Origin of the sequence: Saccharopolyspora hirsuta (assembly GCF_008630535.1) — a bacterium.
Lineage (GTDB): Bacteria > Actinomycetota > Actinomycetes > Mycobacteriales > Pseudonocardiaceae > Saccharopolyspora > Saccharopolyspora hirsuta.
In genome coordinates this window covers 211,354-231,398 of sequence record NZ_VWPH01000004.1, presented here as the reverse complement: position 1 = coordinate 231,398, position 20,045 = coordinate 211,354, and the positions used below count along the sequence as shown (strand labels likewise).

Below are 20,045 nucleotides of genomic sequence, written 5' to 3'. Positions count from 1 at the left end.
CCCACCCGATCTGAGCGGAATTGGGGGTCCACTCCGTGGCCGTGGAGGAACTCACCGCCCGACCGGCCGTGCTGCGCGCGCGCAACGCGGTCACCGCGGTGTTCGCCGTCAACGGGTTCGCCGCGTCCAGCTGGATGTCGCGCATCCCGGAGGCCCGCGACATGCTCGACGTCACGCCGGGGCAGCTGGGAACGCTCCTGCTGGCGATCTCGGTCGGGTCGATCACCGCCCTGCCGGTCGCCGGGGGTCTGGTCCGGCGGTTCGGCGCGCGAGCGATGGTCACCGGCGGCGCCGTTCTGGCCGCAGCGGGGGTGGCGTGCAGCGGCGTGGGCGTCGGCGTGCTCGGCGAGTACTGGGTGACCTGGATCGGCCTGCTCCTGCTGGGCCTCGGCTCGGGCGTCTGGGACGTCGCGATGAACGTGGAGGGCGCCGCGGTCGAGCGGGTGCTCGGCCGCACGATCATGCCGCGCTTCCACGCGGCGTTCAGCTCCGGCACCGTTGCCGGTGCCGGGGGAGGAGCAGCGGCAGCGGCTTGGTCGGTTCCGATGCCGGTGCACCTGAGCGCAGTCGCCGTCCTGGTCGCGGTGCTGCCCGCGCTCGCCGCACCGGCGTTCCTGCGCGAACAGCACGCGGAAGACGGCCGCGCTGGCGGGGCACGGAAGTCGTGGCGGGCTTGGGCGGAACCGCGGACGCTGGTGCTCGGCGTGATGGTGCTGGCCCTGGCGCTCACCGAGGGCACCGCCAACGACTGGCTGGCCATCGCCCTGGTCGACGGGCACGGAGTCCCGCACTGGGCCGGTTCCGCCGGGTTCGCGGTCTTCCTCGTCGCCATGACGACCGGCCGCGTCGCGGGCACGGTGCTCCTCGACCGGTTCGGCCGCCTGCGGATGCTGTGGGCGACGATGGCCACGGCGGCGCTCGGCGTGCTGCTCCTGGTCTTCGCCAGCTGGTTGCCGATCGTGCTGCTCGGAGCGGTGCTGTGGGGGCTCGGAGCTTCGCTGGGCTTCCCGGTCGGGATGAGCGCGGCGGCCGACGACCCCGAGCACGCCGCCGCGCGGGTGAGCGTGGTCTCCACGATCGGCTACACCGCGTTCCTGGCCGGACCGCCGCTGCTGGGCTACCTGGGCGACCACGTCGGAACGCTGCACGCGCTGCTCGTGGTCGCCGTGCTCCTGATCCCGTCAGCTCTGGCCGTCCCGGCGGCCAAACCCCGGCAGCCGCAGAGCTGACGGGCCGCAGTCAGGAGCGCAGCCGCGCGACGGCTGCCCGTGCCAGCTCCAGGAAGGACCGCTTGCCCGCCGGGCGGCTCGTCGCCTGCGCGAGGCGCTCTCGGAGCGCGTTCGCCTCCCGCGAGAGCTCGTCGATCTCGGCCTGCTTGGCGGCGATGGTCCTGGCCAGCTCGTCGGCGTCGGCGGCGTGCGCGGCCGCTTCGTGCTCGAGCTCGATCACCCTGGTGTACAAGGCGATCCGGTTGTTCTCCAGCGCGGCCAGCAGCGCGGACCGGCTGTAGGGCTGGAGGCTGTCGAGCAGGTCGGTGTCGGCCTCCGCGCTCGGCCGCAGCGCGATGCCCAGCCCGAAGACCGCCGGGATCACCTCCAGGTGCCAGTCGGGCGCCTCGGCCAGCGCGTCCTCGACGGCGGTCAGGACTCCGTTGCGCTCGCCACCGGCGTGCGTCGCCCAGGTGAAGGCGCCGCGCCCGATGAACCCGGCCGGGGTGAGCCCGTCGTGCCAGACGGTGGGCCCGTCGGCGGTCGCCGGGTGCCGGTCCGCGGGGTCCAGAGCGGACGGTTCGTAGTACATGTCCCGGCGCGCGCACGGCCACAGCAGGTCGTGCAGCACGACGACGGCATCCGGCGCGTTGGCGGTGATCCAGGCGAGCTCGGCGCGGACCGTGGCGTAGTTGTGGTCCCCGTCCAGCACGTACAGGTCGGCGATCGGCAGCTCGGCGAGCACCGCGGGGGACGGCTGCTCGGCGAGGTGCAGCGCGTCGTGCTCGGCGATCGCGGCGCGGAGTTCCGGCGTGGGATCGGGCTCGACGCAGTGGACCGCGGTCGCGCCGAGCTCGGCGTAGAGCGAGCTGACCCGGCCCGACTCCACGCCCACCTCGACGACGGTCGAGATGTGCCGGTGGGTGAAGACCTGCTCCAGGACTTCCCGGAACAGCGCCACGGAGTGCAGCAGCAGCGGTTGCTGCCGGGCGGCCCGCGCCTGCGCGTGCGGGTCGGTCCGGCTGCCCAGCTCGCTCATCAGCGCCCTCCCAGCTGCCGCAGCGCGATCCGGGCGGCGCCCGCGGCGACTCCCCGCAAGCCCCGCGCGCGGTACTCCTCGCGGGCCCGGCCGGTGACCCGGGCCAACCCCGAGGCGGGCGCGAGCCGGGGCGCGAAGCCGGACATCGACTGCGGCAGCACGGCGAACGCGATGGTGACCTGCGCGGAGGCGATCGGGCCCCCGGCACGGGTGGCCAGCGGGAGCCAGACCGCCGCGTGCGGGGCGTGGAACTCGACGAGGTTGCCGCCCAACCAGGTGCAGTCGGCGAAGACGAGCCCGGCGAAGTCCTCGCCGCGCTCCCACCGCAGCACCCGGGGGTTCGGGTCGCCGCTGACGAACGCGGTGACCTCGATCCAGTCGACGCGCACGATCGCGGGCCGCCCCGGGATGGCCAGCGAGATGTCGGTGGCGCCTTCGGATTCGAAGTTCAACCGCGCGAACGACAGCCCGTTGTGGTTGATCCGCACCCGCTTGCGCGGTCCGTCCCACCACTCGTCGTCGGGCGTGCGGAACCGCAGCCGGGTCTCGGCGGGCGGCCCGGACTGCTCGAACACGGCGGGGTCGACCGCGCCGCTGCGCACCGCGCGCACGGCCGCGCTCAGCTGCGGGTCCGAGGCGGCGAGCAGTTCCGGCCAGAACGCGTCCCGCATGTCCAGGTCGTCGAGGTCCGGCGGGGACAGGTAGGGCACTGCCGGGACGAGGTCGTCGGGCAGGATCCGGGTGACGACCGAGGACCCGAAGTTGTCCTCGTGCTGCCAGTTCCCGAAGACCGCCGCCTCGGCCGCGGTGGGCGCCTGCACCGCCGAGCACACGATCCCGGCCAGCCACCGCGCGGCGGCGTCGCTGGTGAGCTCCGGCCACGCCCCGTCGTTCTCGGCGACGTAGCGGTTCCAGAACTCCTGGAACGCCGCGATGCCGTACTGCACGGCCCGCCATTCGAGGTCCTGGGCCGGGCTGCCGCCCGGTGCACCGAGCTCCGGCGAGCCGTCCTCGGCGAAGTCCAGCAGCGAGCCGCACCGGGCGCTGACGCACTGCTCGACCACCTCGGGGCTGCGGCTGAGCGCGTGCACGACGTCCTGCGGGTGCCCCATCTGACCGAGGTAGGCCTCGCTGCGCAGCCCGGCCAGGTACAGCCGGGTCGCCCGCTCGTTGGTGGCGAGGTAGAAGCCGCTCGGCCGCACCCCCGTGCCGCTGCGGCGCAGGACCTGGTCGAGCTGGAACTGGATGGTCCCGCCCCAACCGAGGTCGACCAGCGGCAGCTCCGGCGCGTCCAGCGCACCGGCACGGCGCAGCGACAGCAGCAGCCGCTCGCGCGCTGCGGTCACCGTGCTCGCCAGCCGGTTGGTCAGGTGCGGCGATTCGGTCAGCGCGACGGTGACGCGGTCGACGACGTCGGGCTGGTTGAGCAGTGTGCCGAGCTGGTCGGCCAGCGACGGCACGTCGCCGGGGCGCAGCTTGAGCGAGGCCAGCAGCTGCCCGACGGTGAGCCGGTAGCTGCGCCGGATGAAGTCGCGCACCGAGTCGTGGTCGAAGCAGTCCAGCGCGGCGATCGAGGTGATGTGCCGGGAGAGCCAGATCGGCTTCGCGGTCACGTTCCACCCGCGCACCCGGGCGGCGTTGTTCACCAGCTCGGACAGCAGCTCGCCCTCGCGCATCGGGCACCACACCACCGGCGTGCCCGACGCGTGCGCCCGGCTGGCCACCCATTCGGCGAAGCCGGTCAGCACCGGGCCGAGCACCGCAGCCCCGTAGCGCCAAGCCGTCCGCACCGACGCACCGACGTCGCCGGGCGCGGTCTGCAGGGTCTTCGCGCGCAGGCTGGTCAGGCCGAAGTCGCCGTCCTCGGCGTGCACGAGCGGGCTGAACGGGCCGAAGGAGTCGGTGGACGCGCCCTCGCGGTCCAGCACCTCCGCGTACTCCTCGTCGATGCGCCGGTAGTGCACGGTGCGCACCCCGAGCTCGCCGGGCACCTCGTGGTCGGCGACCTCGTTGTCCCCGACGTGCACCACCTGCTCCGGGCTCATCCCGAGCTCGTGCAGCACGATCTTCCACAGACCGGACCCCTTGTCCAGCCCGTGCTGGTGCGAGCGGAACACCCGCGCGTCCCGCAGCGGCCCCAGCTCGGGGCGGTCGAGCAGGTGCGCCAGCTGGTCGGCGGTGAAGTAGGTGTCGGACACCAGCACGATCGGGATGTGGTTCTTGTCCGCGACCTGCACCAGGCGCGCGACGTCGAGGTCGACGACGGTCACCTCGCGCTCCAGCTCGACCTCCGCGCCGACGAGCTCCTCGAGCGGGGTCCCGGCGAACAGCGCCTGCGGCATCTCCCGCCAGATGTCGAACAGCGACACCTCGCCGCAGGCCGAACCGCTCGCGTGCCGCGCCCGCTGCTCGGCCTCGATGCGCATGCGCCGGAACGTCGCGTCGGTGACCCACTCCGGGCAGCGCCCCGAGCCCCGCAACCGCGCCCCGAGCATCCCGAACAGGTCGGTCGGCCGCGGCACCCGCCGCCACAGGATCGTGTCGAAGACGTCCAGCGACAGCACCGAGCAGGAACCGTCGGAGAGCAGCCGCTCCGCCCGCTCCAGCGGCGAAGCGCCTGCAGCCCCCATCGCGTCAAACAAAGGTCTCGATCTCCATTCCAGCGAACAGCACGAAATCCCGGTGCCCGACCGAACCCCAGACCCTGGCGCGCACCAGGGCAGCGTCGAGCGAAGACCGGGATTCCCGCGCGCCGCAGAGCGGGCGCGCCAAAACACGGTGATGTCGGGGTATTCCCACCCCGTCAGGGCCCGGACGGCAGTCCGGACCCGACAGTCCCCAGTGGACAAACGTCCCGACGTGGAGCGCGGCGACTTCGCGGAAGCCCCGATACCGGAAGTAACACCCCAGCTCCTCTTCGTGACGTTTGATCCGTATGTCCCATCTGTCACCACTATCGCCCGAATGGATCAGGACGTTCCACTCGCCGGAGGTAATTCACATCACGCAGAAGCACTTGGACAGCAGCCGCGGGGTGCGGGAAGACCTCGCCTCCCCGCACCCCGCGCCAGCTGGTCAGCGGTGCGCGGAGGGTAGTGGCACCTCAAGTCCGCCGGCGAAGTCGCCGTGCCATTCGGTGCCGTTTTCGAAGGCTGTGCCGTCGGAGCGGGCGACGTAGACCTGGGCGCGTCCGCCGCGGGTGAAGGTCACGACGTCGCTCTTGCCGTCGCCGTTGAAGTCGCCGACGCCGGGCCATTCGTCGCGGATGGAGAAGAAGTCGCTCCACCGGTCGTTGTCGGCGACGAAGCTCTCGCCGGTGGACAGTGACACGTAGACGTAGCCGGTGTTGCCACGCAGGAAGGTGACGATGTCGTCCTTGCCGTCGCCGTTGAAGTCGCCGACGGCGGGGATCTCACCGGCGGGGGAGAAGTGGTTGTGCCACTTCCAGCCGTCCTGGACGAAGCGGCTGCCGTCGGACAGCGAGACGTAGACGGCCCCGCTGTCGGTGAAGGTGATGATGTCGGCTTTGCCGTCGCCGTTGAAGTCGCCGACGGCGGGTTTCTCGGTGCCGAGTGCGAACCGGTCGTGCCACTTCTGCGCGGGCCGGAACTGGTGGCCGTCGGAGAGGGAGACGAACACGTCGCCGTAGGTGCGGCCGGAGAAGGCGAGGATGTCGTCCTTGCCGTCCCCGTCGACGTCGCCGACGGCGAGCTTCTGGTTTGCCAGCCCGAAGTGGTCGTGCCAGCGCTGGGTGGGGCCGAACTTCTGGCCGTCGGAGAGTGCGACGTTGACGGGCCCGTTGTTGAAGGTGACGACGTCGCTGATGCCGTCGCCGTTGAAGTCGCCGGTCAGCGGGATCGCGCCGTTGCCGGCGAGGTTGCTGCTCCACTGCGCGGCGGCACCGAACTTCTCGCCGTCGGAGACCGCCACGGAGGTGGTGGTCCCCTTGAAGGTGGCGATGTCGTCCTTGCCGTCGCCGTTGAAGTCGGTGACGGTCGCGGTCGGGCTCGTGGCCTTGACCGTGGTGGACACCGCGACCTGGTTGCCGTCGGCGTCGAGGACGGAGACGCGGTAATGCCAGGTCTGCCCGGCGGGCAGCGAGGTGTGCGTGAAGTGGTTGTCGCTGGTCTCGCCGAGCAGGTTGCGGGCCTCGATGGCGACGTTCGGGTCCTGGGATCCGTAGACGCGGTAGCGGGTCGTCATCGCGGTCCACGACAGCGTGATCGCGTTCTTGCTCGCCGGGGTGGCCTTCAGCGCCACGACCTGGCTGGCCATCCAGTCGGAGAGGTCATCGGTCCGGGCAGCGGTCGCCCCCGCCCGTTCGGAGGTCTCACCGATGCAGCCCGCCTGGTAAGAGCCGCTGGCAACGGCGACGAGCTCACCGTCGCGCAGCACCGGCCCGCCGGCGTCGCCCTTGCAGATGTTGGACTCGCCGCTGCCCCGCAGGTGCAGCGTGCCGGAACCAACGGAGTCCACAGTGAATTCCCCGGTGTGCGCGTCGGCAGGAACCCACTGATCGGCAGTGCGCCCGTAGCCGGACGCCTCGAGCTTCTGCCCCTGCGTCGGAGCCGCGGACGCCACCGTCACGGGGGCGACGCCGGAGATCGGCTGATCGAGGTGGGCGAGGACGAGATCGCGATCCTCACGCGGCACGATCCGGTCAACAGTCCGCTCGTGCGTCCCATTGATGGTTGCGGTGGTCGCGGTGTGCGGAGCCCCGGGCTCCACCTTCCCAGGCTTGCTGGGAACGGGCGCGAAACAGGCCGCAGAAGTCGCAACCCACTGCGGCGCCACCAACACCCCGGAACACGCGGCATCGTTGGTTCCGATGCTGATCTTGGCCAGGTAAGGCTGAGCACCGGTATCGGCGGTAGCACCACCAGAAACGGCATGCGCCGGAGCCGACACCAACGCGGCACCGGTCGCGGTCACCGCCACGGCCGTCAACAGCCGCGAACGGAACGGGCGAGTCATAAAAGCTCCTTGCATGGACTCAGTCACGAAGCCTGCAGCTCGACGAGGGTCGCCGGGTCGTCGCCAGGCGGAGCATTGCCTTCTCCGACAGGTTTGTGCCCGCCGGGCGGGATGTCGACGGCCTCGGTCTTCCCATTGACCGTGATGAGGGCGGCCACGTTGTGCTCGCCACCTCGGATCATGTAGACGCGAGGAATTTCGACGGTGATCCATCCTTGAGTTCCGATGACCTGGAAGCACGAGGTGGGAAGGGTGACGCTTTCCACCTTGATTAGCGGATCGCTGCTCTTACAGTCGGCAAAGACGATATGACCGTCACCTTTAATTAATCTGATTCCGCGTTCCGCGAAAATCTGGTCGGCGCCGGGGTAGCTGTAGTCCTCGATTGCGGGAACCAGCTCGGCTCGGCTGCCTCCGCGGCGAGCATGAACGCGAGCCAAGCTGCGACAGCTCGCCAAGCCGCAACCCAGGCTCGTGAGGCGGCGGCAGGTGCGACGCGTGCTGCCGAAGCGGCGCGGTTCGCCGGAACTGCTGCTCGTGAGGCGGGTAACGCAGCTGTCTCCGCAGCCAACGCGGCCGACAACGCAGCTGCAGCGGGTCGTGCCGCAGCACAAGCCGGCAAGCATGCCAGCGTCGCTGATGCCGAAGCGCGTCGCGCTCAAGCAGCCGGTCAGGCCGCGCAGGCACAGGCCAACCGCGCCCGAGCCGCTGCGAACTCCGCTGTGTCGTTGGCAAGCCGGTCCGCCCAGGCGGCAGATGAGGCCGCCGCAGCAGCCGCCTCGGCGGCTAAGCACGCCAACGCTGCTGCCGCCGCTGCCGATGAGGCGGCCGAACATGCTGGTGAGGCAGCCAATGCGGCTCAGCAGGCCACCGACCACGCGAATGCGGCTATCGAGGCTGCGAACGTGGCGATGGAGGCGGCGAACGAGGCCAGGACAGTAGTTGACCTCGCGCGTCAGGCCGAAGCCGACAGGATTGCCCGCAACCAGGAACACGCCGTCGAGATGGCGAAGGAGGCCCATCGCGTTTGGCAGGACAACCAGGACAAACAAGCGTGGGATGCGGCCGAGCAAACTCGCATCGATGAGCAGACGCAGGCGCTGCTGGAGGCTGCCACCGCTGAGGGTGCCGATCCGAGCACAGTGATCGCCAGCGGCCGTAAGGCCGCGATCAGCATCATGGAGCACGGTGGCGTCTGGAGCAGCAACGCGGCTGCCGACGCGCTGTCCGGAAGTGACGCGGACCTGCGAGCGTGGCTAGACCACGGCCGGGCCGAAGCGGCCATGCAGGACGACCGCACTCGTGTCGAGCGCATCGCCGAGTTCGGCGAGACCGCTGAACTGCGTGCGGCTGCCGAACAAGCGTTGAAGGGAACCGACGCCGACGTACAGGAGTTCCTGCGCACCCGCGACTACCCGGGTCGTGAGAAGCACGATCGGATCCGCACTGCGCAGGTCCTCGACGCCGCGGACGGGCCGGCGGTGCGCGCAGCAGCCAACGCAGCCCTAGACGGCACTCCGGAGGACGTCCGGAAGTTCTTGGACGAAGGCCAGTTCACCGCACGCGCGAAGGATCAGCGGATCCGCACCGCTCAGATCAAGGACGCTGGTGGACCTCGTGTCCAGGCGGCAGCCGAAGCAGCCTTGCACGGCCCACCAGCAGCAGTGCAGGTGTTCCTCGAAAGCGGCCAGTACACGGCAGCCGAAGAGGACCACAAGGCCGCTGTGCACGCCGCTGAAATGGAACGCCTGGTGCGACGGGGAATGCAGGCTGCCGCTGAAGCCCAGCAGCACGCGTTCAGGGCAGCGGAAGCCGCGGCAACGGCCCGCAACGCAGCCGAGGAGGCCGCCGGATACGCCAAGCAGGCCAGTGCATCGGCCGAACAGGCGGCAGGTTTCGCCGCCCAGGCCCAGCGCGCGGCCAACGACGCGAAGGCATCTGCCGACCGCGCTGCCAAAGCCGCGCAATCAGCTCTGGCCGCAGCCGATTCGGCGCAACACAGTGCGAACCGAGCAGCGTCCTACGCGGCAAGTGCCCGGCGATCCGCACTAGAAGCACGCGACTTCGCCGCCTCCGCCTACTACGCGGCCAACCAGGCTCGAGCCTGGGCTTACCAGGCAGGAAAGGACGCACAAGCGGCTGCCCAGGAAGCCCTGGAAGCCATCGACATCTCGATGGAAGCCTTCCGCGAGGAAGCAGAACAGCTGCGCCACAACCGCCCGGCACTCACCGACGAGCAGATCAAGCAGACCTACTCGAATGGCCTGATCTGCAAGTACACCTACATGGACGGCAGCCCGGCGCAACAACGATGCCTGAACCAGGCATCGAGCCCGGGGTTCGACGACTACATGCAACGCGACATGGAAATGCTCGCGATGGATTTCCTCGCGAACTACTTCCAAGCTGGTGCAGAGGCCGTCGGGGCGATGACGATGTTCATTCCGATGCCCGGCGGACAATTTTTGACCGCAGGAAAGCTCTCCTACTCGGGCGTGCGGAGCATCATGGCCTCCAACGTCCTCATTCTGAACAAATACGGCTTCGCCAGCAGTCACAAGGCGTGGGAGCACTACTACAAGCATGTGCTTGGGTATAAGTTCCAGAAAGTAAACGGAAAATGGAAGTGGGAACGGCATCCAGATAAGCCTGACGGCCCTGACATGCCTGAGTTTAAGAACAAGCCGGCAAGCTACTTTGCTGCTGCAAAAGAGTTGATGGGCGAGTTTAAGCCAGTGTGGGCGTTGGAAGATGTGCGCCCATGGGATAAGGCCCTCGTCAGGTATGATACTAGGACTGGCTATGTTGGTGTTCGAAAAAAGGGGGTCATTGCTACCTTCTTTAGGTCGGATGGTGACCCGCATCTGTACTATCTCAACCATGAGATTCGATAGTGATTTTGAGGAGAAAGTAAAGCAGGCTCAAATTAAGCAAGGTTGGGGGGGTGCTCTCCCCGGGCCGTTGTTGGTTGCGTGGGAAAGTCTTGTTGAGCAGTGTGAGTGCGGCTATGGAGACAACTTCGACGAGCTCATGCAAGACTTTCAGAATCGACAGAGGATTGACATCGTTCTGGAAGATGAGGATCTGGATGCCCATGCAGATATGGCTCGGTTCAGAGAGTGCGTGAAATCGCTGGATGACCGATTTAAGAGACTACAGCTCGATGAGCCGGTTTTTCCTTTGGAAAAGTATCCGTGGTGGGAATCGTACCCATTGAGGATTGGCAAAAAGGGTCTAGCTGAAGATTACTTGGATATGTTCGGCATCAGGATTGAGATAGTATCCTAGTGGGTGTTCCGGAGTTCCGAACGGGACTCCGGAACACGCCGCTTCTAGGGTGCTGAAGTCGAGGTTGTGCTTGCCTCGCACCAGGTCAACTTTCTTTAGGTTTACCGGGCAAGACCCGTTGGAGTACCACTGAGCCTTTTTCATCCTGATTTTTGCTGGTCAGGGTGGAGGGGGAGCTTCGGGTGTTGTTGTATCCGTCGGCGATCGACCTGTCCAGCTAAGGGCAAAGAGGGCTCCCTGGTGGCAGGCGTACCCGCTGCGGCTCGGCGGGAAAGAGCTGGCGGAGGACTACTGGGACATGTTCGGCATCAGGATAGAGGTAGTCTCGTGACGGTGTGCGCCGGAGATGTGATTCGGGAGTGATGGAGGAGGAAAATGACTCCACATGCCCCGCCTGCCCGTCAGCGGCCGCTGGAGCGGAACTTGTCGATCATTCGGCGGTCTCGTTTGGTGGGGCGGCCTGCTCCTCGTTCTCGGCGGGCCACCGGGGTCGCTGCTTCCGGGGGTGGGGTCGGGGTCCGGTCGATGTAGCAGGTGGCCGCGTCTGCTGCGCCGACTCGGCGTTGGATCACCCGGACCACTTCGACGGTTCGGGTTCGGTTGCCGACTCGGGCTCGCACCTCGTCGCCGGGGGAGACCGTGGTCGCCGGTTTGGCCGGGCGGTCGTTGACGCGCACGTGCCCGCCGCGGCAGGCCGCGGCGGCGTCCGGTCGGGTCTTGGTCAGTCGGACGGCCCACAGCCAGCGGTCGACACGGGTGGATTCCACAGCACTACATGATGGCACGGCTCGTCCGGGAGGTCCGGCGACCGGCCCGCTCCGCGATCAGCGGGGCCGCTGTCGGCCCAGGTGGCCAGCCTGCGGAAGCACTGTTGCATGTTGCATGCTACTCGCCCTAGATTGACCGGGTGACGACGGAGCAGCTCGACCCCGCTCGCTCAGCCGAGCAGCGCGCGCAGGCGGTCGGCGACGCCGTGGTCGTGGAAGTCGGATCGGCGGCGGGACTCCTGGTCGATGAGCAGCGTCGCCGTGTTGATGATGTGGCGGCTCATCGCCGCGCCGATGCCCGCCTCGTCCCCGGCCATGAACGCTTCGTAGATGTCGGCGTGGTCCTCGAAGCACTCGACGGGCGTGCGGGACGTCGGGACGGTGCCGACACCGCTCTGCAGGACCATGTTTCGCTGCTCGCGCAGCACGCTGGTGGCGCGGTCGTTGCCGCTCAGCTCGAGCAGGACGGTGTGGAAGTCGCGGTCGGTCCGCAGCGTCAGCTCGGCGTCGTCGGCCGTCGCCGCTTCGCGGAACCGGTCGTGCACCTCGGTGAGGCGCTGGCGGGCGGCGGGGTCGTCCTGGGCGAGCCGCGCGGCGCGGCGGGCCAGGGGGACTTCGAGCATGAGCCGGACCTCGAAGCCCTGCAGGAGTGTTTCGACGGACGTCGCGACGATGCGGATGCCGCGGTTGCGCTCGATCTCGACGAGGCCGAGCCGGGCCAGCTCGTGCGACGCCTCGCGGATCGGCGTTCTCGACACCCCGAGCTGCTCGCCCAGCGCTGCGGCGCTGTACAGCTGGCCGGGTTCGAGCTCGCCGCTCAGGATCGCCGCCCGGAGCTGGTCGAGGACACGACCGGTCACGGTGGTGACGTCGAGGGCTTTCACCTGGCCCATTCTGCCGGACGCGTCCCAGCGCGCTGGGACGCCCGGCGAACAACGGAGGAGTCGAATGGTTGAGACGCGACGGGTCGCGGTCGTCGGTGGCGGCATCATCGGTGCCGCCGTGGTGCGGGAGCTGAACCGGCGCCTCCCCGACGCCGAGGTCGTGCTCTTCGAGAAGGAGCGCCAGCTCGCGGCGCACCAGACCGGGCACAACTCGGGTGTGGTCCACGCGGGGCTGTACTACGAGCCCGGTGGGTTGAAGGCGCGCCTCTGCCGCCGCGGCGTGCAGCTGATGCGGGATTACGCGGCCGAGCGGGACATCCCGTACGAGCGCTGCGGCAAGGTGGTCGTCGCGCTCGACGAGGTCGAGCGCGGGCGGCTCGAAGCGATCTACGACCGCGCGACGCGGAACGGAGTTCCAGGCGTCCGGCTCATCAGCGGCGGCGAACTCCGGGAGCTGGAGCCGGAAGCGCGCGGCATCGCCGCCCTGCACTCGCCGGAGACCGCGATCATCGACTACGCCGCGGTCACGCGCGCACTCGTCGAGGACGCCCGGCGCGCCGGGGTGGACGTGCGGCTGGGCGTCGAAGTGCTCGGCGTCGACGCGGAATCCGGCGGGAGGGTGCGCGTTCGCACCAGCCGGGGCGACGAGCGGTTCGACAACGTGATCGCGTGCGCCGGACTGCAGTCCGACCGGCTCGCGCGGCGCTCCGGGGCCGCCAGGTCCCCGTCGATCGTGCCGTTCTTCGGGCAGTACCTGATCCTCGAACCGCGGTTCCGCGACATCACGCGCGGACTCGTCTACCCGGTGCCCGACCCGAAGTACCCGTTCCTGGGGGTGCACCTCACGAAGCGGGTCGACGGGGCGATGACGGTCGGCCCGAACGCCTTCCTGTCCTTCTCCCGCGAGATCTACCGCGGGCTGGGCATCGACGTCCGCGATGCGCTGGAAGTCGCCGCGGATCCCGGGTTCTGGCGCTTCGCGGCCGGGAACCTGGCCGGTGCGCGGCGAGAGCTGCGCGGCGTCCTGTCGGCGAAGAAGTTCATCAAGGACGCGGCGCGCTACGTCCCCGCGATCGAGGACGCCCGGTACGCGCGCCTGCCGCGCGGAATCCGGGCGCAGGCGCTCGACGCCGGTGGTCGGCTCGTCGACGACTTCGTGATCCAGCACGTCGGGCCGGTCACGCACCTCCGCAACGCACCGTCGCCGGGGGCCACGTCGTCGCTGGCGATCGCCGAGCACATCGTCGGCAACGTGATCGAGCGGCACGGGCTCGTGCCGCGTCGGTGACCGGGGGATTCCGCTGTGCGGAGATGCCCGGGGATCGGTGGTGGTACTGGGGTGGACTTTGTGCGGTGGGGGTTGCCTCGGGTGACGCAGTTCCAATCGGAACTGCGGTCGTCACCGCTGGTGGTACGGCGGGTTTGAGCTGGGGGATCTTACGAAAGTTGGGGGAGGGGGATGCCGAACGGGGGTGCTGATCGCTGCCGTTCGTGCGCAGTGGTGAGGGGCGCGCCGCTCCTAGCGTCGTGATCGAACGAGGTTTTCGGATCACGCGAGGTGGAGGTGCCGAGTGGCGCAGGTGGGCGAGGGGACTGGATCGGGGAGCGTTCTCTACGACGGCATCATCGGGTTCGCCGATGCCGCACCCGGTCCGGTCCAGTCCCTGTTGGCGCTCTACAGCAAGTTCGGGTTGTTGCTGGTGGGAGTGCTGTGGTTGCTCGCGTGGTGGCGGGCTCGGGCCACCGGGGACGCCCGTGCTGTCGCGGTGTCGCTGCTGGGGCCTGTCGCGACTGCGGCTGCTTATGCGGCCAGCGAGCTGGTGAAGCTGGTGATCAGGCAGGACCGTCCGTGCCGCGGGCTCGCGGAGGAGATGACGGTGCTGCCCTGCCCGGAGGTGGGGGACTGGTCCTTCCCCAGCAACCACGCCACCATCGCCGGGGCTGCAGCCGCGGGATTGGTGCTGGCCTGGCGGCGGCTGCTGCCGTGGGTGGCCGCGATGGCCGTGCTGATGGCTTTCTCCCGGGTCTTCGTCGGGGTGCACTTCCCGCACGACGTGCTGGTCGGGCTGCTCTTCGGTGCGGTCCTGTGCTGGCTGATCGTGCGGCTCCTGACCACGTGGGCCGCGCGGCTGGTCACCCGGTTCCGGGGCCACCGCGTGGTTGGACCGCTGCTGGTCGCAGCGCAGGCCCCGGGGACCGTGGAGCAGCCCACCGTCCGCATCCGGCGGGAACCGCGGCGTTGAGCCGCCGTCAGCGCAGCTCGTCGACCAGGCCCGCTTCGTAGGCGAGGATCGCGGCCTGGACCCGGTTGCGCACGTCGAGGCGGTTGAGGATCGCGCTCACGTAGCTCTTGATCGTGCCCTCGACCAGGAACAGCTCGCGGGCGATCTCCAGGTTGGACCGTCCCGCGCCGAGCAGGGCGAGGACCTGGCGCTCCCGGGGGCTCAGCTCGGCGACCGCCGCCCGGGCCCGTTCGGCGCGGAGCACCCGGTCGCCGCCGAAGTCGCTGATCACCCGGGCGGTTACCTTGGGCGAGAGGTAGGCGGCTCCCTCGGACGCCGCGCGGACCCCCGCGAGCAGTTCGCGGGGGTCGCCGGACTTCAGCAGGAAACCGCTGGCGCCGGCGCGCAGCGCGCGGGCGATGTAGGAGTCCTCGGAGAAAGTGGTGAGCATGAGGACCGCGGTGTCCTCCGTGGACCGGCAGATGGCCTCGGCCGCATCCAGGCCGTCCAGCCCGGGCATCCGGACGTCCACGACGGCGACGTCCGGTCGGTGGCGGGCCACCAGGTCGATCGCCCCGCGGCCGTCCGCCGCCTCGGCGACGACCTCGATCTCGGGGTCGGTCTCCAGGATTCCCCTGATCCCGGTGCGCACCATCGCCTCGTCGTCGGCGATCACCACTCGAATCATCAGCGCTCCTCAGGGGCTCCCGACCGATGGTATCGGCGCGCGGCGGGAGGCGCGGTGAGCGGACCGCGGTGGTTGTCCCGAATCGTCGCGGACCAGACGCGCGGGAACTTCGCGCTGTGGCTGGGATTGGCCGCGCTGGTGCTGGCCGAGCGCACCACGCAGGAGACCGGCGGTGCCCCGTGGTGGCTGGTGCTGGGCGGGGCCGCCCTGCTGGTCGCGGCCGGTGCGGCGATGCGCACCCAACCGCTGCTCTCCTGGCTGGTGGTCGTCGCGCTGGCGCTCGGGCAGCTCCACGGGACGACGCTGGGACCACCGGTCCTGCTGTCGTACCTGCTGGCGCTGGTCGTCGCCGGGCACGTGGCGGGCCGGGTGGTCGAGGACGTCCGGCGCCCGATGGCGGCCTTCGCGGTGGCCGTGGCCGCCGGGCTGCTGGCGGTCGTCGCGCTCGGGTACCTGCTGGACAGCCCGCTCCCCCGGGTGGCGAGCAACCTGGTGCACGCGCTGTACCTGCTGGGGGTACTGGTGCTGCTCGGCGTCCTGCCCTGGCTGACCGGTCGTTACCGGCGGCTCAACGCCGAACTCATGGCGGCTGGTTGGGAGCGCGCGAGGCAGCTGGAGCGGGAGCGGGCGATCGAGTCCGAGCGGGAACGGCTGCGGGAGCGGGCCCGCATCGCCCAGGACATGCACGATTCCCTCGGCCACGCGCTGAGCCTGATCGCGCTGCGCGCCGGAAGGGCGGAGGTGGACCCGGCCGGGGACGAGCAGCTGCGGACCTTCGCCGGAGAGGTCCGGGGCGCGGTCACGGCTGCGGCGGAGGAGCTGCACACCGTGGTCGGCGTGCTGCGGGAGGAAGGTGCCCCTCCCGCGCCGACCGAACCGGTGCACGAGACCATCGCGGAACTGGTCGACCGGACAGCGCAGTCCGGTGTGGACGTCCACCTGGAACGCGTCGGTGAACCGGTGCCGCTGCGCCGGATCGCCGACCGCGCCGCCTACCGCGCGGTGCAGGAGTCCCTGACCAATGCGACGAAGCACGCGCCGGGCGCCCCGGTCACGGTGCGGGTGGTGCACGGCGCGGACGAGACCGTCGTGGACGTGGTGAGCGGTCCGCCTGCCGACACGACTCCAGCCCCGATCCGGGGGAAGCGCGGCCTGATCGGGCTGGAGGAGCGGATCCGGATCGCCGGAGGCTCCCTGAAGGCCGGTCCCCACGAAGGCGGTTTCCGGGTGACCGCCACGCTGCCGCACACCGACCCGGGCACCGCGCCAGGCCCGGTGGTCGCGGAACCCGCCCGGTTCGACGCGGAGCAGCGGCGGATTCGGTGGCGGATCGCCAAGGGCCTCGCGCTGCCGGTGGGGGTGAGCACCGCGGTCGTCGTGGTGGTGCTCGGCCTCTTCACCGGGTGGGTCTACAACTCGGTGCTGAGCGAGGAAGCGTACGACCGGCTCGTCGTCGGGACGCCCCGGCCAGCGGTGGAGACCGTGCTCCCGGCGTTCGACCTGCGATCGCTGGAGATCGACGCCGAGCCCCCGCACCCGCCCGGATCGGACTGCGCCTACTACCTCACCAGCGACGTGATCGTCCCCGCCCCGCAGTCGGTGTACCGGCTCTGCTTCGCCGACGAGCGCCTGGTGAGCAAGGACGAACTCCCGGTCCGCAGCGGTGGGTAGCGTCAGGCCGTCGCTGCTGCGGCGGCTCGGCCTGCTTGGCGGCCCGAGAAGAGGCAGCCGCCGAGGAAGGTGCCCTCCAGGGCTCGGTAGCCGTGGACCCCGCCGCCGCCGAAGCCCGACACCTCGCCCGCCGCGTACAGGCCGGGAATGGGGGCCGCTCGTTCGTCCAGGACGCGGCCGGAGAGGTCGGTCTGGAGGCCGCCGAGGGTCTTGCGGGTCAGGATGTTCATCCTGATGGCGATGAGCGGTCCGGCCGCCGGGTCGAGGATCTTGTGCAGGGGCGTGGTGCGGGCCAGGAGGTCGCCGGAGTAGGCCAGCGAGTTGCGGATGCCCATGATCTGGTCGTCCTTGGTGAAGTTGTTGTCCACCTGGCGGTCCCGCGCGGTGATCTGGCGCTCCAGGTCGGCGGCGTCCACCAGGTCCGACCCGACCAGCCGGTTCATCCCGGCCACCAGCTCCGGCACGGTCTTCGCCACGACGAAGTCCTCGCCGCGGTCCAGGAACGCCTTGACCGGCGGCGGGGTCGAGTTCAGCAACCGGCTCGCCAGGTACCCGGCCAGGTCCTTGCGGGTCAGCTCCGGGTTCTGCTCGGAACCGGAGAGCACGAACTCCTTGTCGATGATCCGCTGGTTCAGCACGAACCACGAGTGGTCGTAGCCGGTGTCCTTGATCAGCTGCAGCGTTCCCAGGGTGTCGTAGCTCGGGATGCCGGGGTTCGGGAACCGGCGGCCGCGGGCGTCGAACCACAGCGAGGACGGCGCGGCCAGCACCCGGATCCCGTGCTCGGGCCAGATCGGGCTGTGGTTGACCAGGCCCTCCGTGTAGTGCCACATCCGGTCGCGGTTCACCAGCCGGGCACCGGCGCGCTCGCTGATCGCCAGCATCCGGCCGTCCACGTGCGCCGGAACACCGGTCACCATGCGCTTCGGCGGTGCGCCCAGCCGGTCCGGCCAGTTCTGCCGGACGAGGTCCTGGTTTCCGCCGATCCCGCCGGAGGTCACGATCACCACCGGCGCGTGCAGCTCGAAATCCCCGATCCTGGTGCGGGAACTCGGGGTTCCGCGCGGGGCGTCGCTGGGTTCCAGGACACCGCCGCGCACCCCGTCGACGGCGCCGTTGGTGACGGTGAGCTCGTCGACCTGGTGCCGGAACCGGAACGAGACCAGGCCCTTCTCGGCGGCCTCGCGCACCTTCTTCTCGAACGGCTCCACCACCCCGGGGCCGGTGCCGAGCGTGAGGTGGAAGCGGGGGACCGAGTTGCCGGGCCCGTCCGCGAGCTGGCCGCCGCGCTCGGCCCAGCCGACGATCGGCACCCACCGCACGCCCATCCCGTGCAGCCAGGCCCGCTTCTCCTCGGCGGCGAACTCCAGGTAGGCCTCGGCCCAGCGGGCGGCCCAGTAGTCCTCGCCCAGCGGGTCCTCGGGGCCGCGGTCGAAACCGGCGTTGCCGAACCAGTCCGCGCGGGCCAGCTCCAGCGAGTCGCTGATCCCCGCCAGCCGCTGCTCCTCGGAGTCGATGAAGAACAGCCCGCCGAGCGACCAGAACGCCTGACCGCCGAGGCTGGCCTCCGGTTCCTGGTCCAGGAGCAGGACTTTGCGGCCCGCGGCCGCCAGCTCCGCGGTGGCCACCAGTCCCGCCAGACCGCCGCCCACGACGATCGCGTCGGCGTCGGCACCGGAGGTGGTCGGCGCGGCGTAGGCCGCGCCTGCGGGCAGGGCCGCGCTGACCGCGGCCGCACCTCCGGTGATGAGCACCGATCGTCGGCTGATCCGGCCGTTCCCACGAGAGTCCATGAATTCCCCTGTCGCCGAGCTCGTCCCGCGCGCCCGACCGCAAGTTACCTGCGGGTAAGGCGCTGGTTACCATGCTGAACCCTCTGCGGGGGCAGTGGTGGTGGTGAGTTCTCCAGTCTTGGGAGGTCATCGTTGTGATCGAACCCAACGCGGTCCCGCGCGAGCTGCGCTGGCGCGGCGAGCCGCTCGACCGAGTGCTGGCCGCCGCCGCACCCGAGCTGGTGCCCGCGGTGCTCGACCGGGTGGTCGCCGAGCTGCCCGCGTACGCCGAGCTGCCCGAGGAGGAACTGCGCGGCGACATCACCCGGATCATCGAGCGGGGCATGGCGATGGTGGTGCGGATGCTGCGCCACGGCGGCGGTCCCGACCCGAAGTCGTTGGCAGACCTGCGCGAGGACGTCCTGCACCGGGCCGAGGAGGGCGTGCCGATCGAGGCGGTGCTCAACGCGCACAACGTGGGGGTGCGGGTGGCGTGGGAGCACTTCAGCGGGCAGGCGCGACCCGAGGACGTGGACACCTTGATCGGGGTCGTGGAGCTCGTGCTCCGCTACCTGCGCGAGATCACCTCGGTGGTCTCCTCCGCGTACTTCCAGGAGCGGGACGTCTTCCTGGCCGACGAGCACGCGGCGAAGCAGGACCTGCTGTCGGCGCTGCTGACCGGGAGCGACCCGGTCGACGCGGCGGCCCGGCTGGGCATCCGCCCGGCCGACGGCTACGCGGTGCTCGACATGGAGATCGCCGCGCACCCGGACGAGTCCGCCCCGGGCACCAACGCCGACGTGGTCCGGTGGCGCAAGCTCCGCCGGTTCCGCGCGGAGCTGGAACGCCGGTCACCGCAACCGCTGCTGGCGCGGCTCAACGGGTACGGCGGGGTGGTGCTGCTGGCCCGCGACCCGGATCTGCGCATCCACGACCTGGTCCTGGCCTCGGGAGCGGCGGCGGGCGCGGACGTGACGGTGGGGGTGGTTTCGGCGCCCGTCGCCGAGATCCCGGAGGCCGCGCGCACCGCGCACGAACTGCGCCGGATCGCGGTGGCCGGGCGCCCGCCGGGCGTGTACACGCTCGACGACCTCGCGCTGGACTACCAGCTCACCCGCCCCGGCCCGGCCCGCGACGTGTTGGTGGGAAAGCTCCGCGCGATCGAGGACGAGCCCGACCTGCTGGAAACCCTGCGCACCCACCTCGGCAACGGCCTGAACCGCCGCCGCACCGCCCGCCGCCTGCACGTCCACCCGAACACCGTCGACTACCGGATGCGCAAGGTCGCCGAGCTCACCGGCCTCAACCCGGCGGACCCCACCGACGCGACGCACCTGCGAGCAGCCCTCATCGCCCGCACCCCGCCCGGCCGCGAAACCTGAATTCGATCTCCTGCGGATGATCATTGCCGGAATCGTCTTCGCAGCTGATCGGCATTGCGACTCGGCGGTGCGGATCGGAATGGAGATCAATTTCGCGGTGTCGCTGACCTGCGTGTCACGCGGTCGTGAGACCCGGTGAGAACAATCCGA

The 20,045-nt window shown here is 70.1% G+C and carries 15 protein-coding genes; 7 read left to right on the top strand and 8 right to left on the bottom strand.

Translation table 11 applies throughout. The features are described from left to right. Window positions 1-35: 35 nt before the first annotated feature. Window positions 36-1,229, top strand: coding sequence for an MFS transporter (locus F1721_RS09680; protein WP_150066256.1), 1,194 nt, complete (start codon window positions 36-38; stop codon window positions 1,227-1,229). Between the two features lie 10 nt (window positions 1,230-1,239). Here the strand turns inward: F1721_RS09680 and F1721_RS09675 are convergent, their stop codons facing one another. The 4 genes from F1721_RS09675 to F1721_RS34360 all read right to left on the bottom strand — a co-directional run bounded on the left by F1721_RS09675 (window position 1,240) and on the right by F1721_RS34360 (window position 7,661). Continuing rightward, on the bottom strand, window positions 1,240-2,247 hold the full coding sequence (locus F1721_RS09675; RefSeq protein ID WP_150066255.1) for a class I SAM-dependent methyltransferase: 1,008 nt from the start codon (window positions 2,245-2,247) through the stop codon (window positions 1,240-1,242). After that, a complete protein-coding gene (locus F1721_RS09670) occupies window positions 2,247-4,877 on the bottom strand; it encodes an HAD family hydrolase (protein WP_150066254.1) in 2,631 nt (876 codons plus the stop codon). Before F1721_RS09670 ends, F1721_RS09675 begins: the two co-directional genes overlap by 1 nt. A 445-nt stretch (window positions 4,878-5,322) precedes the next feature. Beyond that, window positions 5,323-7,221: an FG-GAP-like repeat-containing protein gene (locus F1721_RS09665; protein WP_170301424.1), complete on the bottom strand. Its 1,899-nt coding sequence runs from the start codon at window positions 7,219-7,221 to the stop codon at window positions 5,323-5,325. 23 nt (window positions 7,222-7,244) lie between these two features. Continuing rightward, window positions 7,245-7,661: a hypothetical protein gene (locus tag F1721_RS34360; protein WP_170301423.1), complete on the bottom strand. Its 417-nt coding sequence runs from the start codon at window positions 7,659-7,661 to the stop codon at window positions 7,245-7,247. On the opposite strand from F1721_RS34360, the gene F1721_RS09660 reads away from it, so the two are divergent. Together F1721_RS09660 and F1721_RS09655 are read left to right on the top strand one after the other, a co-directional pair. Continuing rightward, complete coding sequence (locus F1721_RS09660; protein ID WP_150066252.1) at window positions 7,647-10,115, top strand: ALF repeat-containing protein; 2,469 nt, start codon at window positions 7,647-7,649, stop codon at window positions 10,113-10,115. The two genes, F1721_RS34360 and F1721_RS09660, sit on opposite strands and share 15 nt — an antisense overlap. Then, complete coding sequence (locus tag F1721_RS09655; RefSeq protein ID WP_150066251.1) at window positions 10,102-10,509, top strand: hypothetical protein; 408 nt, start codon at window positions 10,102-10,104, stop codon at window positions 10,507-10,509. Before F1721_RS09660 ends, F1721_RS09655 begins: the two co-directional genes overlap by 14 nt. Window positions 10,510-10,910: 401 nt before the next feature. Here F1721_RS09655 and F1721_RS09650 read toward each other — a convergent pair whose 3' ends face one another. After that, window positions 10,911-11,276 (bottom strand): RNA-binding S4 domain-containing protein, encoded by a 366-nt coding sequence (locus F1721_RS09650; RefSeq protein ID WP_170301422.1) that lies wholly within the window; start codon window positions 11,274-11,276, stop codon window positions 10,911-10,913. A gap of 170 nt (window positions 11,277-11,446) precedes the next feature. Beyond that, window positions 11,447-12,160 (bottom strand): GntR family transcriptional regulator, encoded by a 714-nt coding sequence (locus tag F1721_RS09645; protein WP_170301421.1) that lies wholly within the window; start codon window positions 12,158-12,160, stop codon window positions 11,447-11,449. Window positions 12,161-12,224: 64 nt separating this feature from the next. Between F1721_RS09645 and lhgO the strand changes: the two genes are divergently transcribed. Together lhgO and F1721_RS09635 are read left to right on the top strand one after the other, a co-directional pair. Beyond that, window positions 12,225-13,448, top strand: coding sequence for an L-2-hydroxyglutarate oxidase (lhgO, locus tag F1721_RS09640; RefSeq protein ID WP_150066248.1), 1,224 nt, complete (start codon window positions 12,225-12,227; stop codon window positions 13,446-13,448). A gap of 292 nt (window positions 13,449-13,740) precedes the next feature. Next, entirely contained in the window at window positions 13,741-14,403 is a 663-nt protein-coding gene (locus F1721_RS09635; protein ID WP_211840397.1) for a phosphatase PAP2 family protein, read from the top strand. Window positions 14,404-14,410: 7 nt separating this feature from the next. On the opposite strand, the gene F1721_RS09630 is transcribed toward F1721_RS09635, so the two are convergent. Next, entirely contained in the window at window positions 14,411-15,070 is a 660-nt protein-coding gene (locus F1721_RS09630) for a response regulator transcription factor (RefSeq protein WP_150066247.1), read from the bottom strand. 54 nt (window positions 15,071-15,124) lie between these two features. Here F1721_RS09630 and F1721_RS09625 point away from each other — a divergent pair, with 54 nt between their 5' ends. After that, on the top strand, window positions 15,125-16,741 hold the full coding sequence (locus F1721_RS09625; RefSeq protein WP_150066246.1) for a sensor histidine kinase: 1,617 nt from the start codon (window positions 15,125-15,127) through the stop codon (window positions 16,739-16,741). 2 nt (window positions 16,742-16,743) lie between these two features. Here F1721_RS09625 and F1721_RS09620 read toward each other — a convergent pair whose 3' ends face one another. Continuing rightward, on the bottom strand, window positions 16,744-18,534 hold the full coding sequence (locus F1721_RS09620) for an FAD-binding dehydrogenase (RefSeq protein ID WP_150066245.1): 1,791 nt from the start codon (window positions 18,532-18,534) through the stop codon (window positions 16,744-16,746). Window positions 18,535-18,668: 134 nt separating this feature from the next. Between F1721_RS09620 and F1721_RS09615 the strand changes: the two genes are divergently transcribed. Next, window positions 18,669-19,895, top strand: coding sequence for a PucR family transcriptional regulator (locus tag F1721_RS09615; protein ID WP_150066244.1), 1,227 nt, complete (start codon window positions 18,669-18,671; stop codon window positions 19,893-19,895). Window positions 19,896-20,045 lie beyond the last annotated feature (150 nt).